The organism is Chitinimonas viridis, from assembly GCF_030409555.1.
Classification (GTDB): domain Bacteria; phylum Pseudomonadota; class Gammaproteobacteria; order Burkholderiales; family Chitinimonadaceae; genus Chitinimonas; species Chitinimonas viridis.
Genome location: NZ_JAUFPU010000018.1, coordinates 859,493 through 882,939, shown reverse-complemented (window position 1 = coordinate 882,939; position 23,447 = coordinate 859,493). Strand labels below are relative to the sequence as shown.

Annotated in this window: 20 protein-coding genes; 14 read left to right on the top strand and 6 right to left on the bottom strand. The window is 63.9% G+C overall.

Translation table 11 applies throughout. From position 1 onward, the window contains the following. Positions 1-83 precede the first annotated feature (83 nt). Positions 84-809 (bottom strand): substrate-binding periplasmic protein, encoded by a 726-nt coding sequence (locus QWZ03_RS17025; RefSeq protein WP_290333813.1) that lies wholly within the window; start codon positions 807-809, stop codon positions 84-86. A gap of 169 nt (positions 810-978) precedes the next feature. Here QWZ03_RS17025 and parC point away from each other — a divergent pair, with 169 nt between their 5' ends. The 6 genes from parC to QWZ03_RS16995 all read left to right on the top strand — a co-directional run bounded on the left by parC (position 979) and on the right by QWZ03_RS16995 (position 6,901). Then, positions 979-3,357: a DNA topoisomerase IV subunit A gene (gene parC / locus QWZ03_RS17020; RefSeq protein ID WP_290333811.1), complete on the top strand. Its 2,379-nt coding sequence runs from the start codon at positions 979-981 to the stop codon at positions 3,355-3,357. Between the two features lie 30 nt (positions 3,358-3,387). Next, positions 3,388-3,912, top strand: coding sequence for a hypothetical protein (locus tag QWZ03_RS17015; protein WP_290333810.1), 525 nt, complete (start codon positions 3,388-3,390; stop codon positions 3,910-3,912). Positions 3,913-3,991: 79 nt separating this feature from the next. Then, positions 3,992-4,648 (top strand): head GIN domain-containing protein, encoded by a 657-nt coding sequence (locus QWZ03_RS17010; RefSeq protein ID WP_290333809.1) that lies wholly within the window; start codon positions 3,992-3,994, stop codon positions 4,646-4,648. 179 nt (positions 4,649-4,827) lie between these two features. Continuing rightward, on the top strand, positions 4,828-5,472 hold the full coding sequence (queE, locus tag QWZ03_RS17005) for a 7-carboxy-7-deazaguanine synthase QueE (protein ID WP_284195478.1): 645 nt from the start codon (positions 4,828-4,830) through the stop codon (positions 5,470-5,472). A 238-nt stretch (positions 5,473-5,710) separates the two neighbouring features. Continuing rightward, positions 5,711-6,388, top strand: coding sequence for a 7-cyano-7-deazaguanine synthase QueC (gene queC / locus QWZ03_RS17000; protein WP_290333808.1), 678 nt, complete (start codon positions 5,711-5,713; stop codon positions 6,386-6,388). An 84-nt stretch (positions 6,389-6,472) separates the two neighbouring features. Next, on the top strand, positions 6,473-6,901 hold the full coding sequence (locus QWZ03_RS16995) for a copper chaperone PCu(A)C (RefSeq protein ID WP_290333807.1): 429 nt from the start codon (positions 6,473-6,475) through the stop codon (positions 6,899-6,901). Between the two features lie 440 nt (positions 6,902-7,341). On the opposite strand, the gene QWZ03_RS16990 is transcribed toward QWZ03_RS16995, so the two are convergent. Together QWZ03_RS16990 and msrQ are read right to left on the bottom strand one after the other, a co-directional pair. Beyond that, positions 7,342-7,719, bottom strand: a complete 378-nt coding sequence (locus QWZ03_RS16990; RefSeq protein WP_290333806.1) for a DUF7793 family protein — start codon at positions 7,717-7,719, stop codon at positions 7,342-7,344. 169 nt (positions 7,720-7,888) lie between these two features. Next, a complete protein-coding gene (msrQ, locus tag QWZ03_RS16985; RefSeq protein WP_290333805.1) occupies positions 7,889-8,485 on the bottom strand; it encodes a protein-methionine-sulfoxide reductase heme-binding subunit MsrQ in 597 nt (198 codons plus the stop codon). A 490-nt stretch (positions 8,486-8,975) separates the two neighbouring features. On the opposite strand from msrQ, the gene proB reads away from it, so the two are divergent. The 3 genes from proB (at position 8,976) to QWZ03_RS16970 (ending at position 12,652) form a co-directional block, all read left to right on the top strand. Then, on the top strand, positions 8,976-10,094 hold the full coding sequence (gene proB, locus QWZ03_RS16980; RefSeq protein ID WP_290333804.1) for a glutamate 5-kinase: 1,119 nt from the start codon (positions 8,976-8,978) through the stop codon (positions 10,092-10,094). Continuing rightward, entirely contained in the window at positions 10,095-11,198 is a 1,104-nt protein-coding gene (locus QWZ03_RS16975) for a DUF924 family protein (RefSeq protein WP_290333803.1), read from the top strand. A gap of 368 nt (positions 11,199-11,566) precedes the next feature. After that, on the top strand, positions 11,567-12,652 hold the full coding sequence (locus QWZ03_RS16970) for a metallophosphoesterase (protein WP_290333802.1): 1,086 nt from the start codon (positions 11,567-11,569) through the stop codon (positions 12,650-12,652). A 48-nt stretch (positions 12,653-12,700) separates the two neighbouring features. On the opposite strand, the gene QWZ03_RS16965 is transcribed toward QWZ03_RS16970, so the two are convergent. Further along, on the bottom strand, positions 12,701-15,787 hold the full coding sequence (locus QWZ03_RS16965; protein ID WP_290333801.1) for a S41 family peptidase: 3,087 nt from the start codon (positions 15,785-15,787) through the stop codon (positions 12,701-12,703). A gap of 203 nt (positions 15,788-15,990) precedes the next feature. Between QWZ03_RS16965 and QWZ03_RS16960 the strand changes: the two genes are divergently transcribed. Next, on the top strand, positions 15,991-17,727 hold the full coding sequence (locus QWZ03_RS16960; RefSeq protein WP_290333800.1) for a PHA/PHB synthase family protein: 1,737 nt from the start codon (positions 15,991-15,993) through the stop codon (positions 17,725-17,727). Between the two features lie 135 nt (positions 17,728-17,862). On the opposite strand, the gene QWZ03_RS16955 is transcribed toward QWZ03_RS16960, so the two are convergent. Next, a complete protein-coding gene (locus tag QWZ03_RS16955) occupies positions 17,863-19,152 on the bottom strand; it encodes a metallophosphoesterase (RefSeq protein WP_290333799.1) in 1,290 nt (429 codons plus the stop codon). 228 nt (positions 19,153-19,380) lie between these two features. On the opposite strand from QWZ03_RS16955, the gene trhO reads away from it, so the two are divergent. Beyond that, positions 19,381-20,325: an oxygen-dependent tRNA uridine(34) hydroxylase TrhO gene (gene trhO / locus QWZ03_RS16950; RefSeq protein WP_290333798.1), complete on the top strand. Its 945-nt coding sequence runs from the start codon at positions 19,381-19,383 to the stop codon at positions 20,323-20,325. A 257-nt stretch (positions 20,326-20,582) separates the two neighbouring features. On the opposite strand, the gene QWZ03_RS16945 is transcribed toward trhO, so the two are convergent. Continuing rightward, positions 20,583-20,996, bottom strand: a complete 414-nt coding sequence (locus QWZ03_RS16945) for a MerR family transcriptional regulator (protein WP_290333797.1) — start codon at positions 20,994-20,996, stop codon at positions 20,583-20,585. Positions 20,997-21,074: 78 nt separating this feature from the next. Here QWZ03_RS16945 and QWZ03_RS16940 point away from each other — a divergent pair, with 78 nt between their 5' ends. Genes QWZ03_RS16940 through rlmF form a run of 3 tightly spaced genes read left to right on the top strand, consistent with a single transcriptional unit; the run spans position 21,075 to position 23,287 of the window. Beyond that, positions 21,075-21,515: a hypothetical protein gene (locus QWZ03_RS16940; protein WP_290333796.1), complete on the top strand. Its 441-nt coding sequence runs from the start codon at positions 21,075-21,077 to the stop codon at positions 21,513-21,515. Positions 21,516-21,548: 33 nt separating this feature from the next. Next, positions 21,549-22,286, top strand: coding sequence for a dienelactone hydrolase family protein (locus QWZ03_RS16935; protein ID WP_290333795.1), 738 nt, complete (start codon positions 21,549-21,551; stop codon positions 22,284-22,286). Positions 22,287-22,288: 2 nt separating this feature from the next. Further along, positions 22,289-23,287 carry a 23S rRNA (adenine(1618)-N(6))-methyltransferase RlmF gene (gene rlmF / locus QWZ03_RS16930; RefSeq protein WP_290333793.1) on the top strand — a complete coding sequence of 333 codons (999 nt, stop codon included), beginning with the start codon at positions 22,289-22,291 and terminating at the stop codon, positions 23,285-23,287. The last annotated feature ends 160 nt before the right edge of the window (positions 23,288-23,447 follow it).

The window sequence follows — 23,447 nt, the reverse complement described above, 5'->3', positions numbered from 1 at the left end:
GCTAAGCACCCGTTGGTGCTATCGCGACAAGGCCGCCCAAGGGGCGGCCTTGTTGTTTCTGGAGGCTGTGCAAGGCCCGCCCATCAAGGGGGAAACGCATTCGGGTTGTTGCTGGGGTAGGCCATGAACAAGCGCTTTAGCTCACCCGATTGCTTGAGCTTGGTCAGCTCGGCATCAAAGCGGGCCTTGAGCTGTTTGCCGCGTGGCTTATCGACAAAGCCGAAATACAGGGGCTTGGTCAGTACCGCTGGCTTGATCACGATGCCGACCTGCCTGGACTGCTTGGCCAGCAGCGGTTTCATCTCGGCCTCGTAGTCGAGCACCACATCCAGCCGGTTGGCGGCCAGCATCTCCAGCATGGCGGACAGCGAAGTCTTCTCCTGGTAGTCCATGCGTATGTCTGGCGCGTATTCGGTAAAGGCATAGCCTATCTGCGCGCCCACCCGCATGCCGGCCAGCGAGGCCTTGCCCTGCCAGGCGGGAAAGCGGCTAGCCTGCACGGCGGCATCCACCACATCCATATCGGTCATCTGGGCCGACAGCGGCATCTTGTTGCGCTGTGAGTGGCTGGTGCTGGGTAGGATGTCGGCCGAGCCGGACTCCAGCATCACCCGCGCCCTTTCATAGGGTACGAAGCTGATCTTCAGCTGGTAATCCGGTGCCGGGTAGATCTTGCGCAACAGATCCAGGTAGTAGCCATTGCCGCTGGGTTCGGCGTAGCCCAGGTATTCGGCAGTGGCAATGTGCAGCGTCTCGGCCGCCTGGGCCGTCAGGCCGGCCAGCATGAGCAGTAGGGGGACAAGGCGCATGATGTAGACTCCAGCTGGTGATGGCCCTATTGGCATAGCAGGTTTGCCTGCCCTCTGCCGCCTGTTGTCAGGCTGGCCTGGCGTTGCCTTTTTTTGCGGCCCTCATTTGTCCTGGCCCCCTGCGTCGTGCCATCATCCGCCCGCCCGAACCCTCTTAGCCGTAAGCACCATGACCGATATCCCAGACCTGCCACTCGATGAACCGGAAGACGAACTGCCCGAGGCAGTCGCTGCGGAGCCCGGCAGCAATGATCTGCCACCGCCTCCCAGCCTGACCGACTTTGCTGGCGCCGACAGCGTGCCGCTGGGGCGCTATGCCGAGCGGGCCTACCTGGAATATGCCGTCTCGGTGGTGAAGGGGCGTGCCCTGCCGGATGTCTGCGATGGGCAGAAGCCGGTGCAGCGCCGCATCCTCTACGCCATGCACGAGATGGGCCTGGGTGCCACGGCCAAGCCGGTGAAATCGGCCCGGGTGGTGGGTGAGGTGCTGGGTAAGTACCATCCGCACGGCGATACCTCGGCCTATGACGCCATGGTGCGGCTGGCGCAGAATTTCTCCCTGCGCTATCCGTTGGTGGACGGCCAGGGCAACTTCGGCTCGCGCGATGGCGACGGCGCTGCGGCCATGCGCTACACCGAAGCGCGCTTGACCAAGATCGCCGAGCTGCTGCTGTCGGAAATCGATATGGGCACCGCCGACTTCGTGCCCAACTACGATGGCGCATTCGAAGAGCCCAAGCTGCTGCCGGCCCGCCTGCCCATGTTGCTGCTGAACGGCGCATCGGGTATCGCCGTGGGCATGGCCACCGAAATGCCGCCGCACAATCTGCGCGAGGTGGCCGATGCAGCAGTGGCGCTGATACAGCGGCCGCAGATCAGCCTGGACGAGCTGCTGGACCATATCCAGGGGCCGGATTTTCCTGGTGGCGGCCAGATCATCTCCAGCCGCGAGCAGATACGCACAGCCTATGAGGGCGGCCGTGGCAGCCTGGCGGTGCGGGCACGCTGGAAGATAGAGGAACTGGCACGCGGCCAGTGGCAGTTGGTGGTGACCGAGCTGCCGCCCAATACCTCGTCGCAGCGGGTGCTGGAAGAGATAGAGGACCTGACCAACCCCAAGATCAAGAAGGGCAAGAAGGCACTGACCCAGGAGCAGGTGCAGCTCAAGCAATTGCTGCTGAGCCAGCTCGATACCGTGCGCGATGAATCGGGCAAGGACGTGGCCGTGCGGCTGGTGTTCGAACCCAAGTCGCGGACCCAGAGCCCGGACGAGTTCGCCAACATGCTGCTGACCCACACCAGTCTGGAGGGCAGTTCGTCCATCAACCTGGTGGCCATAGGCATTGATGGCCGGCCGCAGCAGAAATCGCTGAAGCAGCTGCTGGCGGAGTGGGTGCAGTACCGCTTTGCCACCGTGCGCCGCCGCACCGCGCACCGCCTGGGGCAGGTGGATGACCGCATCCATATCCTGGAAGGCCGCATGGTGGTCTACCTCAATATCGACGAGGTGATTCGCATCATCCGCGAGAGCGATGAGCCCAAGTCGGCCCTGATGCAGGCCTTCCAGCTCAGCGAGCGGCAGGCCGACGATATCCTGGAAATCCGCCTGCGCCAGCTGGCCCGGCTTGAAGGTATCAAGATCGAGCAGGAACTGGCCAAGCTGCGTGACGAGAAGGCCGGCCTGGAGCATCTGCTGGGCAATGAATCGGCCATGCAGAAACTGATCGTCAAGGAGATACGCGACGACGCCAAGGCTTTTGGCGATGACCGCCGCACCTTGATTGAAGCCACCGAGAAGGCCAGCATCACGGTGGCCGTGGTGGATGAGCCGTTGACCGTCATCGTCTCGCAAAAAGGCTGGATACGCAGCCGCAACGGCCATGGCCTAGAGATCCAGAACCTGACCTTCAAGGAAGGCGACAGCTTGCTGGCGGCGCTGGAGTGCCGCTCGGTCGATACGGTGGCGCTGTTTGGCTCGGATGGCCGGGTCTACAACCTGCTGGCGGGCAATCTGCCGGGCGGGCGCGGTGACGGGGTGCCGGTGGCTTCGGTGATCGACCTGGCAGCCAAGAGCCGCATCGTGCAGTTGCTGGCGGCGCGGCCGGAGCAGGCCTTGTTGATCGCCGGCGCCAACGGCTATGCCTTCCACTGCGAGTTCAAGGATCTGCTGACCCGGCAGAAGGCTGGCAAGGCCTTCCTGTCGCTGGATGACGGGGAAGAGCTGCTGAAGATCGCCACCTTCAGCCCGGCCGAGGGTAACCTGGTCTGCTGCCTGTCGGTATCGGCCCGCCTGCATGCCTTCCCCCTGGCTGAGCTCAAGGCGCTGTCGGGCGGCGGGCGCGGCATGATCGCCATGGCACTGGACGAGGGTGATAAGCTGGCGGCCATCACCATCAGCGATGGCAAGAGCCTGACGCTGAACGGCACCGGCCGTGGCGGCAAGAGCATGAGCCTGACCTTCGACGCCAACGACCTGGCGCCCTATGTGGGCAAGCGGGCCAAGAAGGGCAAGCCCTTGGTGGGTGGGTTGAAGCTGGCTGGGTTTTAAGGCGCTCAGCTTGATGCTGAAGGGAGTTCAATGAGCTTTGTTCCTGACAGCTTTACACCACCGCTTGAATGGCACGGCGAGCATTTTCAGTTACAGGTGTTGGCACCCCGATACGTCGAACAGGATCTGGCCGCAGTAAGGGCCAGCGCTGGCGATATCCGGTATGTTTTCGGCCCAGCCAACGGCTGGCCTGATGCGGACATGGAATACGCGGAGAACCTGGCCGATCTTGCGCGCCACGAGGTGGAGTTCCAGCAGCGCAAGGCATTTGCCTACGCCATGCTCGACCCCTGCGGGGAGCGCTATCTTGGCTGTGTCTATATCAGGCCGATCAAGTCCAGGTTGGATGGCGACCTCAGGAAGACGCGTTTTCAGGCGCAGTTGTTTTTCTGGCTATCTTCATTGCAGTCGGATATCGATGCGCAGCAGGTTTTGCAGGCATTGCAGCCGTGGCTGGCGGCGTGTTGGCCTTTTGCCGCGGTGGCCTATCCGGGCAGGGAGATAGACTGGCCTAGCTGGGAGCGTATGGCCCGTGATCCAATGCACCACGGCTAGCCTGGGTCAGTAGGCTGGGTGGTTTGCAATTACACCGGATTAGTAACATACTAATTAGTATGCTAACTAGGAGACCGCCATGCAAATGCCTGCAGCCTTGATTGCCCTTGCCCTGATCACCCCGGTACTGGCCGAAGAAGTGCGCGGCAGTGGCCGCGTGGTGGAGCAGCAACGACCGGTGACCGACTTCCAGTCCATCCGCAGCGATGGTGTCTGGATACTCGATGTGAAGGTCGGCCCCGCGCCTTCGGTCAAGGTCAAGGCCGACGACAACCTGCAGCCGCTGATCGAGACCGTGGTGCAGAACAAGCAGCTGCATATCCGCTTCAAGGATGGCAAGCAGACCGTGCACCTGAAGGACGACAGCAAGCTGCGCATCGAGGTGACGGTACCCAAGCTGACGGCCTACAGCCATGAAGGCGCCGGCAAGACGATATTCCACGACATCAACAGCGAGCAGTTCAGCCTGGAGTACGAAGGTGCTGGCCTGGTCACTGCTACCGGCCGGGTAGGCAAGCTGTCCGTGCAGGCGTCTGGTGCCGGCGCGCTGGACCTGGATGCCCTCAAGGCACGCGACGTCAGCGTCAGCCTGGAAGGCGTGGGGGCTATCAGTGTCTACGCCAGCGAGTCGCTGACTGCCGCTGTTGATGGTATCGGTTCGCTGACCTACTACGGCAAGCCCGCCAAGGTAAGCAAGACGGTGTCTGGCATAGGCAGCGTCAGCGCGGGTAACTGAGGACAGCGCGGCGGACAGCGATGGATACGGGGGTTACCACCTGTATCAGGCAGGGGTTTTCGCGCAGTCGTCAGAAGCGCACAGGCAAGCTTCGCGTCCGGGGGGATTTCTGAGATAATTCAGCCAGTTGCAATACGGCATGGGCGGCCGCCCATGCCGTTGGCTTTTCTGGGTACAGGATGTCTAGCTCCCTACGCATTACCGAAATCTTCTACTCGCTGCAGGGCGAAACCAGCCGGCTGGGCCTGCCCACGGTCTTCGTGCGCCTGACCGGCTGCCCCTTGCGCTGTGGCTACTGCGATAGCGCCTATGCCTTCCATGGCGGCAAACGCATGAGCCTGGCCGCCATACTGGAAGAAGTGGCGCAGCACGGCACGCCTTATGTCTGCGTCACCGGGGGCGAGCCCTTGGCCCAGGCCGGCTGCCACGCGCTGCTGACGCAGCTGTGCGATGCCGGTTTTTCGGTCAGCCTGGAAACCAGCGGCCACCTGCCGATAGAAACGGTAGACCCGCGCGTGTCGCGTATCGTTGATATCAAGACGCCAGGCTCTGGCGAGGTGGAAAAGAACCTGTGGGCCAATCTGCAGCACCTGACGGCGCGCGATGAACTCAAGCTGGTGCTGGTGCACCGGCACGACTACGAATGGGCGCGGGACCTGCTGCAGGACAACCAGCTGTTCACGCTGTGCCCGGTGATTTTCAGCCCGGTGTGGGAGTCGCTGCCGCCCAGGGACCTGGCCGAGTGGGTGCTGGCAGACAAGCTGCCGGTCAGGGTGCAGGTGCAGTTGCACAAGATATTGTGGGGCGACAAGCCGGGGGTATAGCGTGAAGGTCAGCCTGCAGGCGGCCCGGCCCCAGCCCTGCTTGCCAGCGAAGCGGCGCAGGCCAATTGATTTAAGGGAACTTCCAGACACCGCATTCTCGTTGCGATACGGCCTTGCTCGTGCAAGATGGCTGCTTGCATAGCAAGCCTATGTTGCATCGAGTGGGGCGCTCGCACCCTGCCTTGCGTAGACACTGCGGCCTTTGGAAGCCCCCATAACCGATACAACGGGACACACCATGCAGAAAAAAGCTGTCATCCTGCTTTCGGGCGGATTGGACTCCGCCACCGTACTGGCCTTGGCACAGAACCAGGGCTATGAGTGCTATTGCCTGAGCTTTGACTACGGCCAACGCCACAATGCCGAGCTGGCAGCCGCCCGGCGCGTGGCCCTGGGGTTGGGCGCCAAGGAACACCGCATCGCGACCATAGACCTGGCCGCCTTCGGCGGCTCGGCCCTGACCGACGCCGCCATCGATGTGCCGGTGGATGGGGTGAAGGAGGGCGAGATACCGGTGACCTATGTACCGGCCCGCAATACCATCATGCTGTCCTTCGCCCTGGGCTGGACCGAAGTGCTGGGCGCCAATGACATCTTTATCGGCGTCAACGCGGTGGACTACTCCGGCTACCCCGATTGCCGCCCCGAATTCATCTCGGCCTTCGAGATGATGGCCAATCTGGCCACCAAGGTCGGGGTGGAGGGTGCCACGCTCAGCATACGCACCCCCCTGATCAAGCTGACCAAGGCGGAGATCATCAAGACCGGTGTGGCCCTGGGCGTACACTATGCGCTGACCGTCTCCTGCTACAAGGCCGACCTGCAAGGCCGTGCCTGCGGTGCCTGCGATGCCTGCCGTCTGCGCCGCGCCGGCTTCGAGGCGGCCGGTGTGGCCGACCCGACACCCTATGTCTGATGGCAGCGGGCTGCGACATTGTGCCGCAGCCCGGCAGCCCGCCCAGGCGGCTAAGCTATCCCCTTAACCCAGCCCGAGACCCCCATGAAAATCGCCCTGATCACCAGCCTGCTCCTGGCTGCAAGCGCCACCCTGGCCGCCGATATCACCGTCAAGCACGCCTGGGCGCGCGCCACTGTGCCGGGCCAGCCGGTTTCGGGGGCATTCCTGGAGATCACCGCCGGCAAGGCAGCCGTGCTGACCGGCGCCAGCAGCCCAGCTGCCGCCATGGTGGAGGTGCACGAAATGAAGATGGAAGGCGGCGTAATGAAGATGCGCCAGCTGGACAAACTGCCCCTGCCCGCCGGCCAGACCATGGCGCTCAAGCCTGGTAGCTACCACTTGATGCTGATGCAGCTGAAGGCGCCGCTCAAGGTGGGCGAGCAACTGCCGCTGGTGCTCCACGTGGAACAGGATGGTAAGTCCATCAAGCTGAATACCACGGCGGAAGTGCGCGACCTGGCGGGGAAGTAGCACGCTCAACGGCTGCTGAGCTTGTCGTACCCGGCTGCGCTGACGTCTAGCGCCAGGGTTTCCCTGGCGCCTGTTGCGCCTGTCCCACCTGCTATGACTTGCGTGCATAAAAGGTGTCGAGCGAGAGCGAGGCTCCCGCGCGGCGGCGCGGGCGGGGGGTGTGGGATAAATCAGGGGAGAGCCTACCGTATCAGGCGACGCTGACGTCTAGCGCGAGGGTTTTCCTGGCGCCTGTTGCGCCTGTCCCGCCTGCTATGACTTGCGTCCATCACAGGTGTCGAGCGAGAGCGAGGCTCCCGCGCGGCGGCGCGGGCGGGGGGTGTGGGATAAATCAGGGGAGAGCCTACCGTATCAGGCGACGCTGACGTCTAGCGCCAGGGTTTCCCTGGCGCCTGTGTCGCCTGCCCCAAGCTGCTATGACTTGCGTCCATCACAGGCTCTCACTCCCTGGGCACGTACTGCAGCAACCAGTCTATGGCATCGGCCTCCCGGTCGAAGGCGCGGCAAGGGTAGGGCGGCTGGCGATAGGTCAGGTAGAGCTTGGCGGCAATGCGGGCAATGGTGGTGGGCTGCATTAGCGCGACAGCGGTGGTGACGGCCATGACCTCGGGGGTGGCGGCATAGTCCTCTGCCTCGGCAGTAGACGTGACCATACCCTGGCCTTTGACCAGTACCGGGCGCGGCACGGTGGAGATCGCGACGTGCTGGCGCAAGGCTGACTGTATGGCTTCCAGGTCTATGCGGGGATTACGCCCGTAATCCAGCCGCAGGATGCCATCCTCCCCCAGCCAGACGTAGGGGTATGGTGCTTCTTGCATCCCATCATTCAAGGCCAAGCCGTGTGGGATTGCCACCCCGCCTTGGTGGCGGGTGGAAAATTCACGGCGAAAATGTCGAGAACAGGCGTCTATCATCAGCTCCGGCACCACCCAAGATTCCCGAGTACCGGTGCCGCATGTAGCCACACGACACGACCTACAAGGCTGGCTAGGCTCCCCGCCAACGCCACCACAGGCGCAGCCCCAATAGCAGGCCCAGGATGGCTGCGTAGATCAGCGGCTGGGTCAGGTCTTTCTTGACCAGCCACCAGTAGTGCAGCACGCCCAGCAGGGCGATGCCGTAGACCAGCTTGTGCAGGCGCCCCCAGTTGCGCTTCAACCGCCGCATCATGGCATCGGTGGAGGTGAGTGCCAGCGGGATCAACAGCACGAAGGCGGCAAAACCCAAAGAGATGAAGGGCCGCTTGGCGATATCACGGATGATGGCGGCCACATCAAAGAACTGGTCCAGCCACAGATAGGTGGTGAAGTGCAGGCTGGCATAGAAGAAGGCATACAGGCCCAGCATGCGTCGCAGCTTGATCAGCACGGTGTAACCGCTCAGCCGCCGCAGGGGGGTGATGGCCAGGGTCAGCAACAGGAACACCAATGTCCAGGTGCCGGTGGAGCGAGTAATGAACTCGATGGGGTTGACCGCCTCGCCACTGAGCACGATATAAGCCGCCCTGCCCAGCGGTAGCAGGCAAAGGATGAAGACCATGGCCTTGATAAGACCGATAGAGAGGGCGCCGGACAGTGGTTTCATGGCTAGGGTAGGCGAGGTTGATGGAAGGCTGGGCATGATCGTGGTAGTACTGTTCGGCAGCTTGCGCTAATTATCCGCGGCCTGACACCAAGTCTAGTGGCGAGGGCAGGCAGTTCAATAAGGGAAGCGCCCAAAGCATCAGGCTGCCCCGACCTTTAGCGCCAGGGTCTCCCTGGTGCCTGCACGATTCGCCATCACCTGTTGATGTCCTGAGTTCATAAGGGGCGCTGAAGCGGGTTCGCAATGGATAACGAGCGTCAGCGAGGCTCCCGCGCGGCGGCGCGGGCGGGGGGTGTGGGATAAATCAGGGAAGAGCCCCATGTATCAGTCTGCCCTGAGCTCTGGCGCCAGGGTTACCCTGGCGCCTGCGCAATCCGTCATCACCTATTGATGTCCTGAGTTCATAACTAGGCTCTTAGTCGCTTGTAGTGTGCCGACATGACGGCATAATCGGAGTTTTGTTCCACCAACCCTAAGCCGAGTCTTTGCCATGCAGAGTTGCATTGCCACCGCCAACCGCCTTGTCGTCAAAGTGGGCTCCAGTCTTGTCACCAACGATGGCCGTGGCCTGGACCATGCCGCCCTGGGCCGCTGGGCCGCCGAAATGGCCGCTCTTACCCGCATGGGCAAGCAGGTGGTGCTGGTCAGTTCCGGTGCCATTGCCGAGGGCGTGGCCCGGTTGGGCTGGCCCCGTCGACCTAGCGCCCTGCACGAGCTGCAGGCCGCAGCGGCAGTGGGGCAGATGGGGTTGGTCGAGGCCTACGAGCGCTGTTTCAAGGCGCATGGGCTCAAGACCGCGCAGATTCTGCTGACCCACGAAGACCTGGCCGACCGCACCCGCTACCTGAACGCCCGCTCCACCTTGCTGACCTTGCTGGGCCTGGGGGTCATACCCATCATCAACGAGAACGACACCGTCTCCACCGACGAGATCAAGGTGGGCGACAACGATACCCTGGGGGCACTGGTCACCAATTTGATCGACGCCGATGCGCTGATCATCCTGACCGACCAGCGTGGCCTGTACAGCGCCGACCCGCGCAAACACCCCGATGCCCGCTTTATCGACGAGTACGAGGCCGGCCAGCCCGAGCTGGAAGCCATGGCCGGTGGTGCCGGCAGCAGCGTGGGCACGGGCGGCATGTACACCAAGATCATTGCTGCCAAGCGCGCCGCCCGCAGCGGTGCCAGCACGGTGATTGCCAGCGGCCGCGAAGACCAGGTGCTGGGTCGCCTGGCCAAGGGTGAGGCCATAGGCACGCAGCTGACGGCCCGCACCACCCGCCTGGCCGCCCGCAAGCAATGGCTGGCCGATCACCTGCAGGTACGCGGCACCCTGCAGCTCGATGCTGGCGCCGTGCGCGCCGTGGCGCAACAAGGCACCAGCCTGCTGCCCATAGGCGTGGCCAGCATAGAAGGCGATTTCCTGCGTGGCGAGATGGTGCGCTGCGTCGGCCCCGACGGCAGCGAGATGGCCCGAGGCCTGTGTAATTACGATGCCGCCGATGCCCGCCGCATCGTCCGCCTGCCCACCAGCCAGATCGAGGCGGTGCTGGGCTTTGTCGATGAACCCGAGCTGATACACCGCGACAATATGGTGGTGCTGTAGATGTTGGCGGATGCCGCGTTGATACGGCCAGCCACCTTGGCTGACTGCCGCCGTATCGCCGAGATACAAGTGCAGTCCTGGCAGGCTACCTACGTAGGCCTGTTGCCGGCCGAGGCCTTGGCCGCACTCTCCATAGACCAGCGCGAGGCACGCTGGCAGACCCTGCTGCCGCAAGGCGATTCCACCACCCTGGTGCTGGAGCAGGCCGGGCGGGTGGTGGGTTGGCTGTCCTACGGCCATTGCCGCGACGCTGGCGCCGACGCCTGCCAGGGCGAAATCTGGGCCATCTATCTGGACCCGGCCTGGCTAGGCCAGGGCCTGGGGCGCCAGCTATGGCAGGCTGGTGTGGCGGGTTTGCAAGCCGCCGGCCATACCCGCATCAGTGTGTGGGTGGCGGCCGGCAATGGTGGTGCGGTGGACTTCTACCGCGCCATGGGCCTGGCGGCCGAGATCGACAGCCTGCAGCCGGACGAGATGGCCGGCCACCCCGTCCAGATGCTGCGTCTGTCCGGCGCCATGGATGCCGCGCCGCCCGATACAACCGCCGAGATTGCCGCTGTCTTGGCATTCTGGTTTGGTGATGCCGCTGCCCCGCGACCGGCCTGGTTCCAGCGCGACGCCGCTTTCGACGACGCCATCATCCAGCGCTTCGGCAACCTGATCACGGCCGCCCAGGCCGGTGGCTTGCAACGCTGGCGTGCCAGCCCGCAGGGCCTGCTGGCCTATCTGTTGCTGCTGGACCAGTTCTGCCGCAATGCCTTCCGCCAGCAGCCCCGCGCCTTCTTGGCAGACCCGCTGGCCCTTGCGGCAGCGCAACAGGCCGTGGCCCATGGCCTGGATCAACAGCTCAGCCCCTTGCAGCGGATATTCATCTACCTGCCCTTCGAGCACGCCGAATCCCTGGCTATGCAGGACCAAGCCGTTGTCCTGTTCAGGGCACTGGCGGCTGATCAGCCCGAGTTGTCGCCCTATCTGGACTACGCCTACCGCCACCGCGAGGTCATCCAGCGCTTTGGCCGCTTCCCCCACCGCAATAGTGTGCTGGGACGGCCGTCGAGCGAGGCAGAGATCGCCTATCTGGCGGAGCCGGGGAGCGGTTTTTGATTACCCATTCGCTGTCGGTGACAGGTGCGCAGAAGGAATGTGGGAGGCAGGGATAGCCAGGGGGAGTTGGCGCTTCATGCTACTCCTTTGAGTCCGATACGCCCGCTTGTATGGTGCTTGCCGCGGCCTTGCTTATGGCGTTGGCGAAGACCTGATCCCGCGTGGCCATGCCGCACCGGTTGGGTAATTCGCGCCAAGTCCTGCTGGGCGATGGAAGCTTTCTGCATAGGGAGTAGGTCAGAAAATCAGCATGATCGATGGCCAAGATCTATTGGCTGGTCTAGCCCATAGGCATAAATACCTGCGCCGCTTGCCTGGACCGCCCCATCTCCCCAGAATGTCGGCTCTCCAAACCGGTCCTTGCCACCATGCGCCTTGCTCCCCTGCTGCTCAGCCTTGCCTGCCTTGTCACCTGGGCTGACGACAGCCTCAATGACGGCCCCTATGTAATCCACCAAGGGCAGACCAGCGAGGCGGCCTGGGTGTGCCAGGGCCGGGTACAGCGTCTGCCGGTCCAGTCTGACCGCAAGCTGGCCATACCGTGTGGCGAACTCAAGGGCCTGGCGCTCAACCGCAGCAATCCGGTGGCACCCGATATCCAGCCGCAACCGCAGCGCTGGGCCGCGCTGTCTGATATCCATGGCCAGGCGGGCATCTTCCAGAGCCTGCTCAAGGCCCAGGGGGTAATCGACGGCAAGGGCAACTGGGCCTGGGGCAAGGGTGTGCTGGTGATTGCCGGCGATATCTTTGACCGTGGCCCCACGGTGAACGAGGCCTTGTGGCAGGTTTACCAGCTGGAACAGCAGGCCCGTGCAGCCGGTGGCGCCGTCCATTTTGTCCTGGGCAACCACGAGGCCATGGTGCTGCGCGGCGATCTGCGCTATATCCACCCGCGCTACCAGGCGGTGGCCCAACTGCTGGGCCGTAGCTACGACCAGCTGTATGGCCGCGATACCGAGCTGGGCCAGTGGCTGCGTAACCGTGCCACTGTGCTCAAGCTGGGCGACACTGTATTCCTGCACGGCGGCCTGCATCCGGAGCTGGCCCAGGCTGCGATAGACCTCAAGCATATCAACCAGCGCTTTCGCGAGCGGCTGGGTGCCAGCAAGGCCGAACTGGCGCAGGATCCTGAAGCCAGCTACCTGATGGGCAGCAAGGGTCCACTCTGGTATCGCGGCTATTTCCTGCCCGAGCGGGCTACCCTGGCCGATGTGGAGGCCCTGCTGGATCGCCTGGGCGCCCGCCGCATCGTGGTGGGACACACCACCCAGCGCGAGCTGGTATCGCTGTATGGCGGCAGGGTGATAGGGGTGGACGCTGGCATCAAGGACGGCGAACGTGGCGAGCTGCTGCTATGGCAGGACGGCAAGCTGTGGCGCGGCACCATGGATGGCCGGCGCAGCGAGCTGGCGGCCGGTGAGGACAGCGGCGGGGTGCTGCCGGGCCAGGAGTAAATCAGTACCGCACTGTTGCATCGACAATGCGGTACCGACGATTTGCCCTCAGGGTGCCTTGCCCCCCATCAGTACCTGCACGGCGGTTTCCAGTTGTGCATCGGTCTGTTCGCCCAGCCTGTCGGCGACGGCGATGTCTACCGGCCTGGGGCCGCTCTCCAGGTCGTCGCCGTTGCGGGTGGATACCACCCGGCTGAAGGGTAGGCGCAAGACCGAGCCATCCACCAGTACCTTGAACGAGGTGAAGATCACCCAGCCTGCACCTGGCTCGCCCACTACCTTGCCCAGCTGCATGGCACGATAGCCTTCGGTGAAGACTTCGCCGTCCGACAGGGTGATCTTGTTGGTTAGCAGGATGGTGGGCTTTTCCAGCGTCTGCTGGCCCACGGCCAGGCGGCCCGGTGCGGTGGGTAGCTGGCGGGCGGTAAAGCTGTAGTGGCTTTGGCGCGCCAGGGTATCGAGCTCCCAGCTATCGACCATGCCGCCATAGTTGTTGCGCACGTCGAGCACCACGCCCTGGGCGGCATGGCTGAGGCGGTCGAGATCCAGGTGGAACTGGTCCAGCGAAGCCTCGCGCATGTCCACCATGTGTATGTAGTCGAGCTTGCCGCCGCTGAGCCGCTGCACCTCGGCCCGCTTGGCAGCGGCCCATTGCTTGTAGCGCAGGGTACTTTCGTCTGCGGCGGCCACCGGCTTGGTATAGGCAGTACGTTGCTTGCCATCCTGGCCGCGCAAGCTCAGCGCCACCAGCTTGCCTATCTTGCCGTCCAGCAGGCGATCAAGGTTGTCATGGCGTTCCACTGCCTGGCCATCGAGGGCGATCAGGGTGTCGCCCACGGCCACGCCGGCCAATGCTGCCGGGCTGTTGGCAACCACCTGGGCCACCCGCAGTTGGCCATCGCGCTCATAGGTGCTGCGATCCAGATCCAGGCCCAGCCGGCCCAGTGTGGTCTGGGTCTCGCCGCGCGGGGCGGCCAGGCCGGTGTGGGAGGTGTCCAGCTCGCCCAGCATCAGCCACACCACCCGGCGCAGTTCGTCGCGGGTCAGTGCCGCGTCCACCCAGGGCTGGTAGCGGGTTTTCAGGGCTGCCCAATCCTGGCCGCGCATGGCCGGGTCGAAGAAGAAGTCGCCCAGGGTGCGCCAGGCCTCGTCGAAGACGGCCTGTTTCTCGGCCTCGAATGCCACTTCGGTCTCGGCCTGCAGCGGGATGGCACGCGGGGTGCCGCCGTCCAGCGCCACCACCATGGCCTTGCCGCCTTCCAGGTAGTAGGCCTCCTTCTCGTCGGTACTCAGTTGCAGGCCATGCTTGGTGGCCGTGCTGAAGCTCAGCTGGCGCGGCAGCTCGCCGGCCTTGTAGCGCCAGATATTGGGCTGGCCGGCTACGATGCCCACCAGGGCCAGGGTCTTGCCATCGCGGCTGGCGGCAAAGTACTGGCTGTCGATAAGGCTGGGCAGCAGGCTGGCATGGCTGCGGGCCCAGGCGGCATCGGGCTGGCTGGTTGCCTTGGCCGGTTCGCCGTCGGCGCCCAGCGGTGCGGGTGGCGCCAGCGGGATCTCGACGATGCGGCCACCTGCCTCGCTGTGCTGGAAGGCACGCCACCACAGCAATTGGCCATCGGCGCGCCATTGCAGGCTGGGCTGGCCATAGCCCTGGTCCTCGGGGCGGAACCACAGTTTCTTGCCGGTGCCGGGGCTGGCCAGCTGGGTCAGGGCCTGCTTGCTGCCGTCCTTCAGCGCTACCAGCGTCACTTGGGCCAGCAGCTTGTGGCCCAGCTCCACCACGGCCAGGTGTTGACCATCGGGCGACCAGGCCAGCGGGGAGTCGGCCCAGATGGGCGGCCGGCCGGTTTGCACGGCAGTCAGCATCCGGGTCTTGCCATCGGCCAGGTTGGCGCTATGCAGTGCCTTGCCGTTGCGGATATAGGCAATCTGGCTGCCATCGGGCGACCAGCGGGGAAAGGCATCGCTCTCGGCCGATTGGCTGACACGCTGCTCGGTCTTGCTGGCCAGGTTGTAGCGCCATATCTCGGCCGGGCCGTTGCGCAAGGAGGTATAGGCCAGCTGCTTGCCATCGGGCGACCAGGCCAGCTGCGATTCGGCCGCGGCGCTGCGGGTCAGCCGGGTGGCGCTGCCGCCTGCCACGGCTGCCAGCCAGATGTCACCACGGGCTACAAAGGCCAGCTGCTTGCCGTCGGGCGAGAGATGCAGCTCTTCCAGCTTGTCGCCCACGGCAAATTTCTCGGTAGCCGGGGTAGGGCCGCTGCCCGATAGTTTCACGTGAATCTGCCGGCTGGCGCCGCTACGGGTGTCCAGCGTCCACAAGCCATGGTCGCGCTCAAATGCCAGCGTCTGGCCATTGGCCGAGAGGCTGGGCCACAGCACCCGGCCGGTGGTGAACTGCGTCACGGGCCTGGGCTGGCCATCCAGTGCCTGCTGGTAGAGGTTGTCCTGCCCGCCGGGGTTGCCCACAAACCAGATACTGCGGCCATCTGCTGCCCACATGGGCCAACTGGCACGGGCGCCATCGGTGGAGAGTTTGCGCCAGCTACCCTGGCCGCCCAGCGGGGCCAGCCACAGCTCGTCCTGGTCGATATGGGCGCCATTGCGCCGCCACCACTGGCCAAAACTGCGGGCATTCAGCGCCAGCCACTGGCCATCGGGCGAGGGGCTGGCCTGGCTTTCGTCCAGATAGCGCTGGGCCAGCACCGGCATGGGCGTGCCGCCGCTGGCGGCCACCCGGTACACATCGTTCATGCGCTGGATATCGTGGGAGGCATGGTGGAAGTACACCCAGCGGCTGTCGGCCGACCAGGCACTGGCCTGTTCGGCCCGGTCGTCATGGCTGAGGCGGCGCAGCTGGTTGCTGGCGATATCGAGCAGGTAGAGGTCGCCGTTGCCGCTGCGGCTGGAGCTGAAGACCAGCTTGCTGCCGTCGGGCGACCACAGCGGGCGAGATTCGGTGGCTGGGTGGGCCACCAGCAGGCGGGCTTCGCCGCCCTGGCTAGGGGCTGTCCAGATGTCGCCGCCCGAGACAAAGGCCAGGGTCTGGCCATCGGGCGAGATGGCGGGTTCGTATAGCAGGGGGGCGGCCTGGGCAAACAGGGGCAAGGTGGCGAGCAGCAGGGTCAGGCGCATAGCGGCGTCCAGCAGGGCAGGAAAGCGCGCAGTCTAGGCCATTCCGTGCCTGATAATCAGTCGCGGCTGGGCTGCCGTGGTATCCACGCGACGCCATGTTGAACTTGTTGCAGTGCGTCATGACTACTAGAGTGAAGTCTGCCGTGCTGCCCGCGCAAGCAGGGCCGTTGCCCAGTACACCCAGGCTACCGGAGTATCCCGCCATGTCTGATTCACCCGCCGCCCGCCGTGCCCGCTTCCTGGAAGAGCAGGAAGTCCGCTATGCCAACCTCAAGCACCAGCTGCGCCAGGCGTTCGATCCTTGGGGCCTGGTGGCCATACACAGCAAGGCCGCGTTCTCCTGGCTGAGCCATCCGGTGGAACTGGCATCGGCCATGACCCGCTATGTCCATGATGTTGCCACCCTGCAGCAGCAGGGCGTGGGCCGTTGGCTGGGCGAGCCGGACACCGATCTGTTTCCGCCCAACCCTGAGGATCAGCGTTTTGCCGATCCGGTCTGGCGCGATCACCCCGGTTGGGACTACGTCAAGGAAGCCTATCTGATGCAGACCCGCTGGATTCAGGACATGCTGTACCAGAGCCCGGGCCTGAGCGATGCCGAACGGCGCAAGAGCGCCTTCTGGCTGCGGCAGAGCCTGAATGCCCTGGCCCCGACCAATTTTCTGGCACTCAATCCCATTGCCCAGCAAAAAGCCTGGGAGAGCCGGGGCGAGAGCCTGCTCAAGGGCCTGCAGAACCTGGCCCGAGATGCGGGCGGTGGCGATGTCAGCATGACCGACCGCACGCCCTACACGGTGGGCGGCAACCTGGCGCTGACACCGGGTGTGGTGGTCTATCGTGGCAAGCTGCTGGAGGTGATCCATTACGCGCCGACCACCCCGACCGTCCATGCCATGCCACTGGTGCTGATCACGCCCTGGATCAACAAGTACTACATACTTGATCTGGCGCCGGGCAAGTCGCTGGTGGAGTACCTGGTGGGGCAGGGCTTCAATGTCTTCATCACCAGCTGGAAGAACCCCGACGAGGACATGGCCGAGGTGAGCTTCGACGACTATATCGTCGAAGGCGCCGCCCGCATCATCGAAGTGGCACGGAGCGTGGGCAAGAGCGAGCAGGTGCATGCCCTGGGCTACTGCATAGGCGGCACGCTGCTGGCACTCTATATGGCCTGGGCCAACCGGAAAGACCCCGAGAAGGTACCGGTCGCGCACTGGACCTTGCTGACGACCCTGACCGATTTTGCTAATCCGGGCGATATCGAAGTCTTCATCGACGAGGACGGTCTCGATGTCATTGACGGCATCATGCAGAAACAGGGTTTCCTCGACGGCAAGGAGATGTCGTCGAGCTTCCGTATGCTGCGGCCCAACAGCCTGATCTGGAACTATGTGGTCAGCAACTACTTGCTGGGCGAGACGCCACGGGCCATGGACGTGCTTTACTGGAATACCGACATGACCCGCATGCCGGCCGCCATGCATCGCTACTATCTGCGCGAGTTCTACCTGCATAACCGGCTGATCGAGCCGGACAGCCTGTGTATGGCCGGTCAGGCGCTGGACCTGAGCCGCATACGGCAGCCACTCTTCATGGTAGCGGCCGAGGAAGACCATATCGCGCCGTGGAAGACCACCTATAGCCTGCTCAAACACCTGCCCGAGCCGGCCACCTTCACCCTTTCCACCTCCGGCCATATCCTGGGCATGGTCAATCCACCGCTGGCCAATTCCAAGCGCAGCTACTGGCAGGGTAGCGTGGGTACCAGAGAGCAGCCCGAGGCCTGGCTGGCCCGCCAGCAGAAGACCCCTGGCTCCTGGTGGCCCAGCTGGGTGGATTGGCTGCGCCCCCGTTGCGGTGCGCAGATCAAGCCGCCACCCCTGAGCAACAAGCAATACCCCAAGCTGATCGAAGCGCCGGGCAGCTATGTGTTCGAGTAAGAGCCGCTATCAAAACCCTTCTGGCGTTGTTGTGCGAGCTTGCCGTACCCGCGTACTGCCTGCTGCGCGCGCCCAGCCAGAACCGCTACGCTGGGTTTGTTAGCTGCTCCAAGGCTGCGGCGCTGCCGTGCACCGCTAGTAGGGGTGCGGCAGCCTGGACAGGGTACGCAGGCTGTCCACCATTGCATCGATAGCGCGCCAGTCCTCGGTCGAGGCCAGGCGGAATGGCCGGATCAGGGCGGGGCTGTCCTCGGGCAGTCCTCGCGGCACACCCAGGTCGACGACGGTGGGCTGGCCATGCTCGAACACCAGCACCTGTGGCTGGGCCTGGTTGGTATTGACGTCGACCGCATACACGCGGCCGTCGTACAGCGCCTCCACTTTGTCCACCAAGGTGTGGGCAACCACCATGCGCTCCGCCCCGTAAGCCTGCAGTACCTGCGCCAGTTCGGCGGGTGCCAGCGACTTGCCCGTTTCGTCGGGCAGGTAGCCACGGTACTGGGTCACCCCCTGGCGACCTAGTACGGCATCCAGTCTGGCGGTGCTGGTGGGCTTGGCCTGCCAGTAATCGCGCATGGTCTGGTTCAGCGCCGATACCGACAAACCGCTCTGCGCCACGGCCGGGCTGATGCCGCCGTGGGCAAACAGTACCTTGCCTAGTTTGACGACAACCGGTTGCTGCCGCAGCCACCGCCCCAGCACCGTTTCAGCACCATAGGTGGCGTTAAAGCCACCCAACTGGCGGCTGGCATAGATGTGCTCGGGATGGGCACGGGAGAGGTTGCCGCGCAGATCGTACTGTTCGTGGTTGCCCAGCAGCGTATGTACTTGGCCCCCGGCAGCCTGGGCCTGCAGGGTCAGGTTATGCACCCGCCACAGGACGGCCTGGGCATCCCGGCCACGGTCCACCAGATCGCCGTTGAACAGCAGCTGGTTGCGGCCGAAGCGCCAGTTGCCCTGGGCGTCGATGATCTCCAGCTTGCGCAGGGCAGCATCCAGAAAGGCCAGATTGCCTTCGATATCGCTCAGCACCACCAGCCGCTCAGGCATCTCGGCCTGCACCTCCGGCACGGTGGCTGGCTGGGCCAAGGCATAGCGGTACTCACGGCCACCGCAGTGGAATTGCAGCTGCGTGCCACGGCCTTGCTGGCTGGTGGTCTTGTCCTCGCAGAACCATTTTGCCTGCCACTGACCATCGGCCCCGGTACGCACCAGCGGGCCATCGACAAAGCCTGGTATCCGCGGTGCATCGCCGGTACCGGCATAGGTGCGCAGGCGCAGGTCACCGCCTGGCAGGTCTACCCGCAGACCGGTGTGCACGCCATGGCGGGTGGTCTCGAAATGGGTGAGCCAGATCAGCCCCAGGCACAGCAGGGTGATCAGGATCAGAGAGCCGAGCAGCCAGCGGGACAGACGTTTGCGCATGATTGGGAAAAGCTATAGAGAAAGCGCGAAATATTAGGGTTTCCCCTGGCATTGCGCACTAAGGCGGCACGGTTTGTTGCGCTATTCGCAGCAATGGCTGTAATAGATTGATTCTTCAATGTAAAATGCGGGCCGCGCCAACCTGTGGACAATCAAGGCTGCAGCTTGGTGCCCCTATTTTTAACCGGTCCGCTCTTTACGGGAGCGACCACTGGCAAAGAGAAGACCATGACGCAAGCGATCGTGGTGGCGGCGCTATACAAGTTCGTCACCCTCAACGATTACCAGGATCTGCGCGCACCGCTGCAGCAATGCATGGAAGACAACGGCGTCAAAGGCACTCTGTTGCTGGCCGAGGAGGGCATTAACGGTACGGTGTCCGCTACCCGCGCCGGCATAGATGGCCTGCTGGACTGGCTCAAGCGCGATCCGCGCTTTGTGGATATCGACCACAAGGAAAGTTATTGCGACGCGCAGCCGTTTTATCGCACCAAGGTGAAGCTCAAGAAAGAGATCGTCACCATGGGGGTCAAGGGCGTGAATCCCAATACCCAGGTGGGTACCTATGTGGAGCCCGAGGACTGGAACGCGCTGATCAACGACCCGGAAGTGCTGCTGATCGACACCCGCAACGACTATGAAGTGGCCATCGGTACCTTCGAAGGCGCCATCGACCCGCATACCGAGAGCTTCCGCGAGTTTCCCGAGTATGTGCGCAAGCACTTCGACCCCAGCAAGCACAAGAAGGTCGCCATGTTCTGCACAGGCGGCATACGCTGCGAGAAGGCCTCCAGTTTCATGCTGGGCGAGGGTTACGAAGCGGTCTACCACCTCAGGGGCGGCATCCTCAAATACCTGGAGCGGGTGCCGCAGGACCAAAGCAAATGGCAGGGCGACTGCTTTGTGTTTGATAACCGGGTGACGGTAAGGCATGACCTTAGTGAGGGGGATTACGATCTGTGCCACGCCTGTCGCCAGCCGGTATCGGTGGCCGATCGTGCCTCGCCGCACTACAGCCCCGGCATCAGCTGCCCCAATTGCTGGGATAGCCTGAGCGAGAAGACCCGCGCCAGCGCCCGGGAAAGGCAGAAACAGATCGAACTGGCCAAGGCCCGCAACCAGCCCCACCCCATGGGTTACGACCCGCGTGCGGCGGCCCACAAGGCCAAGTAGGCCAGGCGCGCCTGGATCAAGCCGGCATTTATCCGTTGGCGCATCGCAGCTGCACCAGCTGTTCCATTCCAGCCAGGATGGCAATGCCTTGATATGGGCTGCGATCAGGCGGGCCTTCTTCAAATGCCGTCTGAAGGCCGCACGAGTGACACTGCCGGGTCGTCGGTGACCCGTCTGGCCTGGCTGGTGGCGCAGCGGTCATGGGTGGGTTTGTGGTTGGCGCGCGTGGTGGTGGCGGTGAGCGTTAGACACTCGCGCTAGAAGTCGAGCCTTCTGGCTGCCCTTTCAGGGTCGGTGCGGGTCTCAACGCCAACACCTGGTTGGAGCCGCAGGGGGCAGGTCTGCCCTAGCCTGTTCCGTAGCTCGTTGCGCAGGGCAGTCAGTTCGTCCAGGCGCTGTTCGACCACCTGCAGCTTATCTGCCAGTAGTGCGCCGACAGCCGCGTCCTGGTCGGGTGCCTTGCGCAAGCGGGCCAGGTTGGTGCCGATCTCGGCCAGGCTGAAGCCCAGCTTCTGCGCCGTCTTGATATACAGCAGTAGTTGCACCGCCTCAGCCGGGTAATCGCGATAGCCATTCTGCTGCCGCCGCGCCTTCAGCAGGCCGGCTCTTTCATAGAAACGCAGGCTGTCACGGCTGATGCCGCTGGCGCTGGCTAGTTCACCGATACGCATGGATATCTCCTTGACCTTGGAGTTTACTCCAGGCCTTAGCCTGCGTGCTCTACCTCACTACCCTCAAGGAACCGCCCCATGTGGACCCCCGCGCAATATCGCCGTCTGGTACGGGCCAGTGCTGCCTACGATCTGGTCGTCACCGCCGCCTTCGCCACACCCTGGAGCTTTGCCCTGCTGCACGCCGCCCTGACCGCCTTGGCCACGGCGCTGGCCTTGCCGGGTGAGTTTCCGGCTTTCTCGGCCGTACCCATGCTGATGGCCAATCTGTTGGGTTCCATCGTCTGCGTCTGGTCGGTCTTGCGCCTGCGTGATCCACAGCAGCAGTTTGGCCGTTACGACGCGGTGGCCCGGGGCCTGTTTGCCTTGTGGCAGGCGTATGCGCTGCTGCAGGGCGCCAGCTGGCTTGTGGCAGGTTTTCTGGTGGTCGAGCTGGCCTGGGGCATCGCCCAGGCGCTGCCGGTACGGGATGAACTTGCACTTGCAGATACCCGCGAGCTTGCTGGGACAGCAGGGTAAAATCAGGGCCATAACGATCACCCAGGCCGGTCCATGCTTATCCAGTCCCACACCGTTGATCTCGCCACACCCAGCGGCCCCATGCGCACCTATGTGCACAGGCCGCAGGGCGATGGCCGCTATCCAGTCATCCTGTTCTACTCCGAGATCTTCCAGCAGACCGGCCCCATTGAGCGCTCCGCCAGGCTGATGGCTGGCCATGGCTATGTGGTGCTGGTGCCCGAGGTATTCCACGAATTGAACCCGGCGGGCACCGTGCTGGCCTACGATGAGGCCGGCCGCGACAAGGGCAATGCCGACAAGGCGGCCAAGCCTGTGGCCAGCTACGATGCCGACAACATCGCGCTGATAACTTGGGCGCAGGCCCAGCCATGGTGTAGCGGCCAGTTTGGCGCCATGGGTTTTTGTCTGGGCGGCCACCTGGCGTTCCGTGCCGCCCTGCAGCCGCAGGTCAGCGCTACCGCCTGCTTTTATGCCACCGATCTGCATACCCAGGTCATCCCCAGCTCCGCAGGCCAGCACAGCATGGCGCGGCTGGCCGATATCACGGGTGAGCTGCTGATGATCTGGGGCAAGCAGGACCCGCATATCCCCGCCGAGGGCCGTGCCCAAGTCTACGCCAGCCTGGCGCAGGCCGGCCTGCGCTTTACCTGGCACGAGTTCAACGGCCAGCATGCCTTTATGCGCGATGAGGGCGAACGCTATGATCCCGAACTGGCCCAACTGGGATACCAGTTGGCCTTGGCGCTGTTCCGTCGCAAACTAGGTTGATCATGTCGAATAAACCTCACCACCCCAAGCAGGCCGCCATTCGTACCCCGGTGGCCGAAAAGACCGATCTGCATCCGCGCAACGCCCATCGCAGCCGCTATGATTTTGCCCAGCTGATCGCCGCCAGCCCCGAGCTGGCGGCCTTTGTCGCCATCAATGCCTACGGCAACGAATCCATCGATTTTGCCGACCCAGCAGCGGTAAAGGCGCTCAATCGCGCCTTGCTCAAGCACCACTACAAGGTGGGCTACTGGGATATCCCAGCCCAGTACCTGTGTCCCCCCATACCTGGGCGGGCCGATTACCTGCACTACCTGGCCGACCTGATGGCTGGCCACAACGGCGGCAAGGTGCCGCGCGGTGCCGGCATACAGGTGCTGGATATCGGTGTGGGCGCTAACTGCATCTACCCCCTGATAGGCCACAGCAGCTACGGCTGGCATTTTACCGGCAGCGAAATCGACCCGGCGGCGCTGGCCAGTGCCCAGGCCATCGTCAATGGCAATCCGGGGCTGCAAGATGCCATCACCCTGCGCTTGCAGGCGGCTCCGCCTGCCATCCTGCATGGGGTGATACAGCCGGGAGAATGGTATGACCTGTGCCTGTGCAACCCGCCCTTCCATGGCTCCCACGCCGAGGCAGTGGCCGGCACCCAGCGCAAATGGAAGAACCTGGGCCGCGCCGAGGCCGCCGGCAAGCAGCCCGTGCTCAACTTTGGCGGCCAGGCCGGCGAGCTGTGGTGCGATGGTGGCGAAGAGGCCTTTATCAGCCGCATGGTGGCGGAGAGTGCGCAGTGGCCTGCCAGCTGCTTCTGGTACACCTCGCTGGTTTCCAAGGCCACCAGCCTGCCGGCCATCTACCGCGCACTGGCCGAGGCGGGCGTGGTGGAGAGCAAGACCATAGAGATGGCCCAGGGCCAGAAAATCAGCCGCATTGTCGCCTGGACCTTCCTCGACAAGCGCCAGCAGCAGGCTTGGCGCCTGCATCGCTGGAGTGCATAGGCCAATCACCGCGGTGACGCTGCCTATGTGCCGCTGAGCGGGTGGGTAGCGTCCGCCGCAGATCTGCCCCTATCTTTCGTACCTCCTGCCTGATTTCTACCTACTGATCGCCACGCGTATTTTTAGGGCGTGGCGAGCCGCCTGCTGCGGCACGGCCAGG